Source organism: Pseudomonas sp. BNK-7 (assembly GCF_048072025.1).
GTDB lineage: Bacteria > Pseudomonadota > Gammaproteobacteria > Pseudomonadales > Pseudomonadaceae > Aquipseudomonas > Aquipseudomonas danubii.
The window spans coordinates 5,333,553-5,346,168 of sequence record NZ_CP182252.1; the positions used below are offsets into that span (position 1 = coordinate 5,333,553).

Genomic DNA, 12,616 nt, shown 5'->3' on the forward strand with positions numbered 1-12,616 from the left:
GCAATTACTGCGCCAGCCCTTGGCCAATCGCTCCTGACTCCGCGGATGTCACACAAAAGATTGATCTGCACGGTGCCCCTGCCTAACCTGCTAGAGCGCCGACGCCTCATTCGGCAAGCACCATTCCCCGCGCCCTGGCCGGCCCGTTTGCAAGGATTTTCCATGAACACTCTGCCCCGCACCGCATCCCTAGCCTCACTTCTCGCCGCTCTGGCGCTGCTCGGCGCCTGCTCCAGCGTGACCCGGGAAATCAGGCAGGAACCCACCATCACCTCCGCCGGCATCCTGGCCTTTCGCGATATCTGCCTGAAATCCGCGCCGTCCTTCGCCGGTGCCGAAACCGCCGCCCGGGCCCATGGCATTCTTGAACTCACCGATGCCGGCTTCGCCAAGATGGGCATGAACGAGGACCAGACCCTGGGGGTCCAGGTCCAGGCCGGCAAGGAATGCGCGATCACCACCCCGAGCCAGAACGACAGCTCGCTGACCCAGCAGTTTCTGAGCATGGCCGGCAAGTTCTCCAGCACCCCGCTGGCACAGAGCGTGCCGACCAAGATCACCCTCGACGGGCAGACCTTCATCCTCATGCACGATCGCCGTGGCGGTGAAGCCTATGTGATGCTCAAGGCGCCGTAATAGCTACTGAACGGCGCCCAGGACCTGCCGCCCCGCCAGCCTCAGCCCCGAGCGGCTGAGGACACTGCGCAAACTTCCCACTTGAGTACAGCGCTCACAGACTGCGCGCGCGCCCTGGCAAGAAGCGTCTTGGATATTTACCAGTCGCTTCTTGCGCGAATCTTTTGCCCGTTTTTCTGAACTAACATGCTTGCGCTGTTTACCAAGCCTTCACTCTCTTGGGGTTACGCCGCGGTCTCCGCGACCCTGCAAAACATCGTTGACCCCATGCAAAAGAGTCATCGGGCCTATGACTTCCACAATAAAAGCAGTGACTGCCGAGTGACCCATTTTACGCAACGAGCCCTAACAGCTCTGACCAGGGTTTCTTCCGAGGACCCCATGAAAAAAAGACGCGTGCTTATCGTCGACGACCATCCCATCATCTGCGCCGCGGTCAGCGAGCTGCTTGAAGAGAACGGCTACAAGCCCATCGGCGAGTCCTCCGACGGCTTCGACGCACTGGACAAGATTCACAAGCTGCGTCCGGACTACATGCTGCTGGACATTTCCCTGGACAACCTGGATGGGCTCTCGGTCCTGCAACGCATTGCAGTGGACCAACTGGAGGTCAAGACCCTGGTATTCACCGCCAATCGCGCCAGCACCTACGGCGTGCGCTGCATGCAGGCCGGGGCCATGGGTTTCATCAGCAAGAGCGCCGGCCTGCAGGAACTGGTCAAGGGCCTGAATGCCCTGGCCGACGGCTATCTGTATTTCCCCAAGGAAGTCCTGGAGATGTACCGGGGAATCGGCCACGCCGCCAATGACGCACTGAACAACCTGACCAACAAGGAACTGGTGATCCTGCAATTGCTGGCCAGCGGCTACAGCAACCTGGAAATCGCCAGCAAGCTCAACCTGAGCAACAAGACCATCAGCGGGCACAAGATCAATGTGCTGAAGAAACTCGGGGTGCGCACCACCATCGAACTGGCCACCATCGCCAAGGAGATGGACCTGCTGTGAGCGGTGCCGGCCCGCAGTGGCACTAGCCCTGACGGATCAGCCGCAGCGGCGGGCTGTCCGTGGCCAGCAGCCGGGCCAGCGCCGCCCCCTTCATCGGCCTGTGGAACAGATAACCCTGAGCCGCATCGATTCCCAGGCGCTGCAGATGCCGGCGCTGCTTCTCGGTTTCGATGCCCTCGGCCACCAACTCCAGGTCGAGCGAACGGGCCAGCCCCACCAGGGCCTCGATGATCCGGGTTTCCTTGTGCCCCAGGGCACTGGCGACAAAGCCCGAGTCGAGCTTGATCTGGCCGAAGGGAATGTCCGCCAGACGCATGATCGACGAATGCCCGGTGCCAAAGTCGTCGAGGGACAGGCGTACCCCGCTGTTGAGCAGAACGCTGATGTTCTCGATGCTCTGCATGTCCAGGGTCAGGGCCTGGCGCTCGGTGATTTCCAGGGTGACCTGAGTCTTGGGCACCCCAGCGGCGTCGATCTGCTGCAACACCCGCGCGGCAAACTCGGGGTCGGTCAATTGACTGGCCTCGATGTTGTAGGAAAACACCAGGGCCTCGCCGCCCGGCGTGCCCTGCAATTGCCGTTGCACCTGCAGCCCCTGGTGCACCAGGCACTCGAACAACTGGCGATGCCGCGACGGACTGTCGAACAGGTCGAGGAAGAATTGCGGCCCCAGCACGCCCTTGTCGGGATGCTGCCAGCGGGCCAGGACCTCGACACCGGTGATGCGTCGGGTGCGCAGGCACACCTGAGGCTGGAAGTAGGGAATGAACTGCTGCGCGGCCAGGGCCTGAAACACATCCCGTTGCGCCACCCAGTCGTTGCTGGCGGGGGGGCGTTTCGGCGCGGCCAGGGTGCTGCTGCGGGTGTGCTTGTGCACCGCGCGCTTGACGGTCAGGGCCTTGAGCAGCAAGCCGCTGATCTGCGTGGTGTCCAGGTCGCTGTAGCTGCCGGCGCAGTACTTGCCCGAATGTGCGCGGAAATTCGCCAGCCCCCAGCGGATGGGCGCATCCAGGGCCTCGCATTCGATCATCGAGAAAAAGCCGTAGTGCTCGCAGAGCCGGCGCAGGTAGTAGATGGCCGTCAGCGACTGCAGGGAATCGCAGATCACCAGGTCCAGTTGATCCAGCTCGGGCGGGAACTGCGCCCATTGGCTTTCCTGACCGATCACCTGAACCCGGGCAACCCCGGAGGCTGTGAGTATTCTAGAAAGGCGTCGAACCCGAAAAGCGTTCGAACACAACAGCAGTACGCTCAACGTCGACATCAAGACAGCTCCGGAAAAAATCATCCTATCCAAAACAGCTTCGCTTGAACTCAGGACGCTTCCTGAATCGGAGCAAGAGCTTTCCGAGTTCATGCCCTTGCCGGCCCCACCGCCCCCAGGGGCGGGTGTGACCAGTCGCTGCGGTTACTTGTAGGTCAGGGTAAAGGCCGCCCGGGCATTGGCCTTGCCCGGCTCGGGGCCTGCCGCCGAATTGGAGGTCTGGATGTAGCGGGCCTTGAGTTCGATGTTCATTTGGCTGCCGCTGAGACGGGCCATCGATACCTCCTGCCCCAGGGTCAAGGGGGTGACGCCATCCTTGCGCAGGACCTGCACCGCCACGCCCTTGGCGGTGGAGTCCGACGTCAGGCCGAGAATGCCCCGATGGGCGTCGAGGATCGCCGAGCCCTGGACGCCCTCCAGGCGCAGGTGGGCGTTGGCGTTCTGGTAGTAGTTCCAGCCCTGATCCGTCGGGTAGGTGCCCGCCGTACAGTTGGTCAGGGGAATGACCACATCCTTGCTGTCCATGTGGCTGTCCTTGCCGTTGAACTGGCGACGCATGACCTCGCCCATGGGCACTTCGAGGTAGGTGTTGGCGCCGCCGGCCAAGGAGCACTCCGAGCGCACCACAGTGGCGAGCAGGAACACGCTGTGGAAACGGCGGTTGCCAGACCAGAACGCCACTGCCGATTGGCTGTTACTGACCTGCGAACTGCCCATGGGAATATCATTGCTGACTTTGATCAGGGTGAAGCGGGTTTCCACCGGATCAACGATACGCAAGGCCTGGGTATTGCTCAGTTTGAACGGGACCAAAGGATGTGCCCCGCTGACGTTGATCCAGTGCGTCATGCTGCGACCGGGGGCACTGATCACCACACCGACGCCGGGCACATTGGTCTTGAGGATGGTGGCCTTGCTCAAATCCAGCCCCGTGAACGGTGGCAGGGTGATGCCCGTCACTCTGGGCCAGGCATTGAGTCGAGTCTCCCACAGATCGCCATGGCGGCATTCAATCTCGCTGGAGTGCTTGTAAGTGAAACTGGCATTGGCCGTGCCGATCACCGAACCGATGGGCGCATCACGGGGCACATACTGAGTGCCCATGTCGAAGTCCAGATACTTTTCAGTATCACCACCGGTGCAATCGGCCCAGGCGCCGCCACTTATGCAACAAAGCAAAAACAATAATCGACCGTGCATTAACTGCCTCTGATGCTCTTTTCCAGCACAACTAAAAGAGTCAACAGGCTAACAAAAGCACCCGCCAAAAAACCCAAGAAGCTTCTTGTAGAAAACCAAGAACATCCTTAAAAGTCCGTCAGCGCACTGCTCTTTAGAACCGTCCAAGAGGGTGCGCAGGTATAATTCGGATGTTAAACCGGAGCTTTATCCTATACCGCTATAAACACTCTCCAAGTAAGAATCAGAATGAGGAAACCATGACGAGAACCGTACTGATCGTGGATGATCACCCGATTATCTGCGGGGCAATCAGAGTCACGCTGGAGCAACATGGCTATCAGGTCGTTGCCGAATCAACCGATGGCCTGGACGCCCTCGCCAAGATCCGCAGCCTGGCCCCGGAGTACCTGCTGCTGGATATCGGCCTCGATAGCCTGGACGGGCTGTCGGTGCTGCAACGCATCCACTCGGAAAACCTCAAGATCAAGACCCTGGTCTTCACCTCACAATTGGCCAGCACTTATGCGGCCCGCTGCATGCAAGCCGGAGCCCTGGGCTTCATCAACAAGAGCGCCAACATGGATGAACTGGTGAAGGGGCTCAACACCATCAATGACGGTTATCTTTACTTCCCCAAGGAAGTACTGGCCCATTACATGGAACACGGCCAGAACAACGAGTCGGCTTCGCAGAGACTCACCAATAAGGAAATCATCGTTTTGCAACTACTGGTCCAGGGACTGAGTAATGTGGCCATCGGTGAACGCCTGCACTTGAGCAACAAGACGGTCAGCGGACACAAGATCAACATTCTTCGCAAGTTGGGGGTACGCACTACCATAGAGCTGGCCGGCATAGCCAAAGAAATGAATCTGCTTTGACCTGCGCCCTATGAACCCCATCTACCTGACGCTACTCCTGACTCTGTTCACGGCCCTGCTGCCCGCCGTTGTCCAGGGTGCCGACCCCTTCCAGTTATCGTCACGGGGACAAGCCCTGCAGTTCTCCGCCCAGGTCACCGAGCAAGACCGGGCCTGGCTCAGCCAGCGCAAGCCGGTCAGAATCGGCGTGACCTACCCCGACTACCCGCCGCTGACCATCTTCACCGAGAAAAAACAGCTGGAGGGCATCCTTGCGGAAAACCTGCTGGCGCTGCAGAAAGTCCTCAACATCCGCTTCGAGATCAGCAGCTATCCGGACCGCATGAGCGCCTTCAAGGCACTGCAAGCGGGAGAAATCGATCTGGTGGATGCCGCCACCCAACCGGAGGCGGAAAAGTACGGCGTACAAATCTCCTCGCCCTACGCCTATACCCAGATCGCCCTGTATTCCACCACCGGCAGCCTGCTTGACGTGGACCTGCGCGATCCCGCGGCACAGATTTCCTCCACCCCCGACGGCTTCATCGACGAGAACACCTTCAAGATCTTCCGCAGCGCCACCATCAAGAACTACCAGTCGCCCTATGACGCCATCGCCGCCGTGCTCAAGGGGCAGGCCCAGGCCTACCTGGGCGACACCGTCAGCACCAACTACCTGCTGAACCAGAGCTTCAACAATCAGCTGGTGACCAACATCAGCGTCAACGGCCTGGAGGCCTACATCGGCTTTGCCTACACCGGGCAGAACCGGCGCCTGGTCTCGATCCTCAACCAGCAACTGCAGTCGCGCAGCCGCTGCCAGATCATCCGGATGGTCAACTGGTGGGTGGTGACCCTCAAGTGCAGCGATGACGAATTCGTCAGCGTGCTCAACAACGAGGAAAAGCAGCTGCTGCAGAGCAAGAGGCCCTTCCGGATCGCCGTCAGCGAAGACCTCGCGCCCTACGCGCTGTTCGACAACAGCGGCCAGTTCGGCGGCACCATGTCCGACATTCTGGAACTGGTGCGCCTGAACTCCGGACTGCGCTTCGAGATCGTCCGCACCCGCTCGGTGCACAAGGCCATGGAACTGCTCGACAAGGGCGAAGTGGACCTGGGAATCATGTCGGAAACCGACTCGCGGGATCGCAAGTACCTGTTTACCCGCCCGGTCATCACCACGCCCTATACCCTGATCACCCGAAACAACGGCCCCGAGGAGTTCAACCTCAAGGACAGTCCCGAGCAGAGCATCGCCCTGCCCACCTCCGACGCCCTGCTGGAACACATCCGCCAGAACTACCCGCACCTGAAGATCCACACCACCGACAACGTCGCCGACTCCCTGAACCGGGTACGCGACGGCGGCAGCGACTTCACCCTGACCTCCACCAACCAGGCCCGCTACTACCTGTCCTACAAATACGAGGACGCGCTGAAAGTCTCGGGCCTGCTCAAGGGCGTCAACGCACGGATCGGCCTCGCCAGCCAGCCGCAGAACAAGGTGCTGATTTCCATCATCGAAAAGGCCCTGCTGCGCATTTCCCCGAGCGAGACCGCGGCCATTTCCGGACGCTGGCGGGCCAACGCCGCCACCGACAACAAGTACTGGGAACAGGTGACCCTGCGGGTCTATCAGGTGCTCAGCGCCTCCTTCGTCCTGCTTCTGGCCACCTGCATCTGGATCCTTTACCTGCGCAAGCTGATCTTCAAGAAATCCATCGTGCGCAAGCAATTGCAGGAGCGCCTGAGCCTGATCCAGAACATCGTCGACAGCATTCCCCACCCGATCTACGTGCGTGACCGTGACGGCGAGCTGTTGCTGTTCAACACCCCCTATGCCCAGACCTTCGTCCCCGGCGCCACCTCCAGCACCAACAGCAAGGTCCTCGACGCGCTGCTCAGCCGCACCGTGGTCAATCAATGGCAGCACGACTATGAGCAGGTGGTGCGATCGGGCAGCGCGATTGCCCGAGACCAGACCCTGCACCTGGGCGGCCAGAGCCTGGATATCTACCACTGGATCCAGCCGCTGCGCGACGATCAGCAGCAGGTGTTCGGCGTGGTCTGCGGCTGGCTGGATATCGGCGATCGCCTGCGCATCCTCGAAGAGCTGCGCCAGGCCAAGGAGGCCGCCGACCGGGCCAACAGCGCCAAATCGACCTTCCTGGCCACCATGAGCCACGAAATCAGGACCCCGATGAATGCCATCATCGGCATGCTGGAGCTGGTACTGACCCGCAAGGCGCCCCAGGGCAAGAACCTCGAATCGCTGCAATTGGCCCACGAGGCGGCCGTCAGCCTGCTGGAGCTGCTGGGGGGCATCCTGGATATCTCCAGCATCGAATCCGGGCAGACCCGCCTGCACCTGGAAACCTGCACCCTGCGGCAGATAGTGACCTCGATCCGCGGGATCTTCGACAGCCTGGCGACCCGCAAGGGCTTGTCGATCATCACCCACTTCGATGCCTGCGCCGACCTGCCATTGCGCCTGGACCGGCTGAAGATCAAGCAGATCCTTTCTAACCTGATGAGCAACGCGATCAAGTTCACCGACAGTGGCGACATCACCCTGCGGGTCCAGGGCGTGGCGCTGGGCGAACAGCGCTTCGCCTTCTCCATCAGCGTGCAGGACACCGGCCCGGGCATCGATCCGGCCGACATGGCCAGCCTGTTCACGCCCTTCTCCCGGGTCACCGTCAACCGCAACAGTGGCGCCGGCATCGGCCTGTGTATCTGCCAGTCGCTGAGCCGGATCATCGATGGCGACCTGCTGGTGGACAGCAGCCCGGGCAAGGGCACCACCATGACCCTGACCGCCTGCGCCGAAGAAGCCCCCCACAGCGACACCCCACTGGCGCTGCCCAAGAGCGAACCGGCGGCGCCCATCCAGCGGCGCCTGAAGATCCTCATCGTCGAGGACCACCTGCCGAGCCTGACCCTGCTCAAGGAGCAGATCGAACTGCTCGGCCACCTGCCGATCCTGGCCCACGACGGGCTTGAGGCGCTGTTCATCTGGGAGGACAACGAGGTCGACCTGATCATCACCGACTGCAACATGCCGGAGCTGGACGGCATCGGCCTGACCGAAGAGATCCGCCGCCTGGAACAGCAGATGCGCATGCCCCCCTGCACCATCATCGGCACCACCGCCAGCGCCCGGGGCGAGGACATGCAGGCCGGCCTCGCCGCCGGCATGGATGCCTGCCTGCTCAAGCCCTTGAGCGTGTCGATGCTGGCCCGCTACGTGCCGCTGTTCAGCGAGAGCAGGACGCCGCAGGAAGTGGAAGACGGCAGTTCGGCGCTGTTGCTGTTCAACCTGCCGGAGGACAAGCGCCGCAGCCTGCTGGGCCACCTGATCGTCTGCAATCAGCAGGACCTTCACGCCCTGGAGGAGGCCATGGCCCGCCTCGACTTCAAGACCCTGGCCAGCCAGGCCCACAAGCTGAAAAGCTCGGCGCAGATGATGCAGTCCGACGCCCTGCTGCGCTTGTGCGAAACCCTGGAGCAAGCCCTGGCGGACAACGCCGCCGTCGACGCCCTGGCCCATCTGTGCCAGGAGGTCAGGACCCTGATGGAACAGCTCAACAGCACCCTGGCCACTTCCGCCCAGCCACATTGAGCCAGGGCGCACCAAGCCCGGGTGCAGAGCCAAACAAAAGCCCGCAAGCCGAAGCTTGCGGGCCGGGTCTGACGCCGGGACCGGGCGCTAGTGGCCCAAGGGCGCGCAACGCAGGTTCGCCAGCTTGAAGCCTTCCTGTTCCCGGGTCTGTTGCAGGTCCAGGGTGACGGCACATTGCTGACTGGCGGCGGTCCCCCAGACCAGGCGGAAGTCGCGACTCTCGCCCACCGCCAGCAACACCTGGCCCATGGGGCCCACGGCATTGACCTTATGCCCCGCGGCATCCAGCACCGCCGCGCCGAACGGCACCACCGCGCCCCCGGGCAGGGTCACGCTGGCCAGCACCTTCTCGGTGTGCCGGGTCTTGAAGCGCGCCAGCACCACCGCACCGCGCCGCGGGGTCACGGTGCTCACGCCGCTGTCGATGTCGGTGTTGGCGTCCAGCTTGCTGGTGTCCAGGCTGATGCGGTTGCGCCGGTACGGCTGCACATAGGGCACCAGGCTGTAGCCCTTGGCATCGGTAAAGGTGCCCGGCGCATTGTTGACCCCCACATTGGGGGTGTCCTTGACCTCCACCAGGGCCATGGTATCGCCCAGGCTCTGCCCCAGTTGCACACCACCGGCATGGGCCAGCACCGAGCCGGAGAGGCCGACGTTGGCGGTCTTGTAGGCGCTGCTGCTGCTCAGGCCGGCATTGAGGTTGGCCCAGGGCGCGCGATAGCCGACGGAGGCCGAGCCGGTGTTGGCCGAATGCTCGCTGCGCAGCATGTCCAGGTTGTAGTTGAGGTTGTGGTAGTCCCCCGCCAGGCCGCTCAGGCCCAGGCGCTGATCGTGGCTGCCGTCGGCATTGCGCTCCAGGCTGACGCTGGCGTTGTGCCGACCCAGCGGGAAACTCAGGGTCAGGCCCACCTGCACGCCCTGGTCATCGCTGTCGCTCAGGCTCTTGCTGGCGTACAGCGACAGGTTGACCCGCTGCACCTGGCCACTGACCCCGAACTGCACCTGACGTTGCTGCCGGGACGAGTTCCAGTAATCCTGCTGTGACAGGTTCAGGTACAACGACGTGCTGTCGGCAAAGGCCTGGGAAAGGTTGGCCTCCAGCCGACTGCGCCGGCTGACCCGCCGATAGCGGCCGTCCGCATCGTGATCGCCGTCCCAGGTGCTCTGGCTCACGGCCTCGCTGAAGTCCCGGTAACCGGGGGTCGAATAGCGATAGCCGGCAAAGCGCAGGTTGGTGCCGGTGGCGAACGCCTTGCCGTAGCGCAGGCCATAACTCTGTCCACTGAGCGACCCCAGCGGGGTGTCGGTCATGGCCTGGGTCACGTCCAGGGAAAAAGCGCCGAAGGTGCCCAGGCCCTTGCCCACGCCGACTTGATAGGCGCGATAGCCCTCCCCCAGCAACCCGCCCAGGGACAGGGTGTAGTCCCGCGGCATGCCATAGGCCAGGGATGCCTGGGTGAAGGTCGGCTGCTCTACCTGCGAGCCCGGCTCATGGTACTGGCCGGCGCTGAGGCTGTAGCGCCAGGTGCCGTCGCGCAGCAGGTTGCCCAGGGTCGCGTAAGGCTGGATGAAACGCCGCTCGCTGCCATCGGCCTCGGTGATGATCACCTCCAGGTCACCACTGCCGGACGCGGCGTTGAGGTCGCGGATCTCGAAAGGCCCCGGGGAGACGAAGGTGCTGTACAGCGAATAGCCGTGCTGACGCACCTCGACCCGGGCCTGGCTCTGGGCCACGCCATGGATCACCGGCGCATAGCCCTGCAGCGAGTCGGGCAGCATCTGCGTGTCGCTGGCCAGTTGCACGCCACGAAACGGCACACTCTGGAAGGTGTCTCCCGGGGTCACGCTTTCACCCAGGGTCAGGCTGCCCAGGGTCCCCGGCAGGTCGCGTTGCACATAGCTGGCGGCGCGCTCCCAGGTGCCATCCTTGCGATAGGACGAACTGGAGCGCAGGCGCCAGTCGCCGAGGTTGAGACCGCCATTGAGGTAGAGGTAATAGTTGGCCGCGTTGCGCTGCGGGTTCCTGCTCTGGGATCCGGAGAACTGATAGTTGAGAAAGCCGGCATTGACCCCGCTGTCCCACTCTTCGGACGCCACATAGCCCCGAGCATCGCGGTTCATGGCTATCTGCGGCACGCTGATGTCCAGCCGGAGCTGGCGGCTGTCGAAATTCACGCTCGCGCCTTGCACCAGCCCGGGCAAGTCCAGGCATTGCTCATCGATGCCGGGGGCCTGCAAGGGAGGCAGCTTGACTCCCATTTCCGTCAGTAGTGCCTGCGGCAGGCAGGCCTTGAGGCCCTTGTCGCCGGGGACAAAGCTGAGGTCGCGCTGGGCAAAATAATCACGGTTGAGACTGATCTCCACCAGGTAGCGGCCCGGACCCACGTCCTGCTCATGGAGCATGGCTTCGAGATCGCTTTTCAGCGCACCGCTGCCGCCAAAATCCGCCACGAATCCGCTATCGAACTCTGCGGCGACTACTGCGCTGTTCTTGAGCGCGGCCAACAATAGCGATCCGGCTAAACAACCGACCCAGTTTTTCAAACACACACACATCCCGAACTTGACCCTCTGCATGAATGCGCTGGTTTCATTCCGTAGGCACGTCATCGGCTCAGAATGTCGCACTGGACTTCAACGGATCGCTGTAACCCCCGTAGTCATTGATGATCGAGAATTCCACCGTGGCGCTGCCGGACTTGAGCCGGCGCTTGAGAGGGAAGTCCTGGGTGGACTTGGGGGCCACCATGTCGACGTCCTGCAGCTCGATCGGGGTGTCGCCATCCATCACCCGGATAGCGATGAAAGTGATGTGATAGGCACTCGGGTTGGTCACCTGCAACACCGTTCCCGACGGTTGCGCCAGGAGTTTCCAGGTCAACTGGCCGGGCGCGTCCTGAGCGCTGCCCGGCAAGTGGCCGGGCCGATAGAACAGCTTGACCCGGGTGCGCACCGCCACTTTCAGGGTGTTCTCCTGCTTTTGCTCCAGCAGGGGAATTTCCTGGGCATTGAAATAGAACACCGACTCCTGATCCTCCGGCAGTTGCCCGGGCGTCTTGATGATCCGTACCACCTGCTCCTCGCCCGCGCGCACCTTGAACAGCGCCGGCATGGCGATGAACGGGCTGAGCGAGCCCTTGCTGTCCGCGGCGTCATTGACCCAGGTCTGCACCGCGTAATCGCTGCTGGTGAGGTTGGAGACGATGGTCGAGGCACTGCGTTCATCGGCGTTGAGGATGATCCGCGTGCCATTGAGCATGATGCCGGCGCTGGCCTGGGAGACGGGCCAGAGCAGCGCCAGGGACGCACACAGCAGCGCGCCGCGAAAGCGAGGGAAAGTAGTCATATCGATCAGAACCTGAGGCAGGGAACAGGGCATGCCGAGGCCCCCAAGTCACAGGCAGGAGCCCCGGCCGGAACGCGCTTACTTGTAGTCGACGCTGAAGGACGCCTTGGCGTTGGCGGTGCCCGGCGTGGCTTCACCGGTGGCGATGTAGTTGGCGGTGAAACGCATCGGTTGAGTCAGGTCCGCGTACTCGCTGGAGGCCCGGCCCAGTTGCACGTCCACGCCCTTGGCGTCGCGAATCTGCACCGCGACGTTCTTGGCCACCCCAGCGCCGCCTGCGCCCTCCAGGGCCAGCCACTCACCGTTGGGGCCGGCGGCACCGTTCATGCTGAGAAAGCGCACGGTGGCGGTCTTGCCGGTCAGCACACAATCCTTGTCGTCCTTCGGTGCCGTCATGCTCAGGGCAAAGGAACCGGCGCCAGCGGTATCGCCGGCCTTTTTCAGTGACAGGGCGGGCGCGTTGCCCAGGGAAACATTAACGCCGGCACCGCCGTTGAGGTCGCCGACACTCACCGAACAGGTATTGGCAGTAATCGAGCCGGTGAAGTTGATTTCGCCGTCGGCCGCCATGGCCTGGGCAGCGACACAGCACACAGCGACAGACAGTGCGGACTTGATGAATTTCATGGGTTTTATACCTATCTCGTGTTTGACGTTTGCCTTGCTCCTCAAGGCCTGGAAAGCCTACAAACGTTAAC

General features: G+C 62.4%; 9 protein-coding genes. 4 read left to right on the top strand and 5 right to left on the bottom strand.

Going from position 1 to position 12,616, the window contains the following annotated elements; all coding sequences use genetic code 11:
• Positions 1 to 162: 162 nt before the first annotated feature.
• Together ACMGF8_RS24070 and ACMGF8_RS24075 are read left to right on the top strand one after the other, a co-directional pair.
• Complete coding sequence (locus tag ACMGF8_RS24070) at positions 163 to 636, top strand: hypothetical protein (RefSeq protein ID WP_102864865.1); 474 nt, start codon at positions 163 to 165, stop codon at positions 634 to 636.
• A gap of 381 nt (positions 637 to 1,017) precedes the next feature.
• On the top strand, positions 1,018 to 1,644 hold the full coding sequence (locus ACMGF8_RS24075) for a response regulator transcription factor (protein WP_102864864.1): 627 nt from the start codon (positions 1,018 to 1,020) through the stop codon (positions 1,642 to 1,644).
• A gap of 22 nt (positions 1,645 to 1,666) precedes the next feature.
• On the opposite strand, the gene ACMGF8_RS24080 is transcribed toward ACMGF8_RS24075, so the two are convergent.
• Together ACMGF8_RS24080 and ACMGF8_RS24085 are read right to left on the bottom strand one after the other, a co-directional pair.
• On the bottom strand, positions 1,667 to 2,908 hold the full coding sequence (locus ACMGF8_RS24080) for an EAL domain-containing protein (RefSeq protein ID WP_305949872.1): 1,242 nt from the start codon (positions 2,906 to 2,908) through the stop codon (positions 1,667 to 1,669).
• Positions 2,909 to 3,052: 144 nt separating this feature from the next.
• The gene (locus ACMGF8_RS24085) at positions 3,053 to 4,012 is read right to left on the bottom strand and encodes a fimbrial protein (protein ID WP_416757423.1); all 960 of its coding nucleotides are present in this window, start codon (positions 4,010 to 4,012) and stop codon (positions 3,053 to 3,055) included.
• A gap of 335 nt (positions 4,013 to 4,347) precedes the next feature.
• Between ACMGF8_RS24085 and ACMGF8_RS24090 the strand changes: the two genes are divergently transcribed.
• Entirely contained in the window at positions 4,348 to 4,971 is a 624-nt protein-coding gene (locus tag ACMGF8_RS24090; protein WP_102864861.1) for a response regulator transcription factor, read from the top strand.
• A 10-nt stretch (positions 4,972 to 4,981) separates the two neighbouring features.
• Positions 4,982 to 8,572: an ATP-binding protein gene (locus tag ACMGF8_RS24095; RefSeq protein WP_416757425.1), complete on the top strand. Its 3,591-nt coding sequence runs from the start codon at positions 4,982 to 4,984 to the stop codon at positions 8,570 to 8,572.
• A gap of 87 nt (positions 8,573 to 8,659) precedes the next feature.
• Here ACMGF8_RS24095 and ACMGF8_RS24100 read toward each other — a convergent pair whose 3' ends face one another.
• The 3 genes from ACMGF8_RS24100 to ACMGF8_RS24110 all read right to left on the bottom strand — a co-directional run bounded on the left by ACMGF8_RS24100 (position 8,660) and on the right by ACMGF8_RS24110 (position 12,545).
• The gene (locus tag ACMGF8_RS24100; protein WP_416757427.1) at positions 8,660 to 11,077 is read right to left on the bottom strand and encodes a fimbria/pilus outer membrane usher protein; all 2,418 of its coding nucleotides are present in this window, start codon (positions 11,075 to 11,077) and stop codon (positions 8,660 to 8,662) included.
• A 109-nt stretch (positions 11,078 to 11,186) separates the two neighbouring features.
• Positions 11,187 to 11,918: a molecular chaperone gene (locus tag ACMGF8_RS24105; protein ID WP_416757429.1), complete on the bottom strand. Its 732-nt coding sequence runs from the start codon at positions 11,916 to 11,918 to the stop codon at positions 11,187 to 11,189.
• 78 nt (positions 11,919 to 11,996) lie between these two features.
• Positions 11,997 to 12,545 (bottom strand): fimbrial protein, encoded by a 549-nt coding sequence (locus tag ACMGF8_RS24110; RefSeq protein WP_102864858.1) that lies wholly within the window; start codon positions 12,543 to 12,545, stop codon positions 11,997 to 11,999.
• Positions 12,546 to 12,616: the final 71 nt, after the last annotated feature.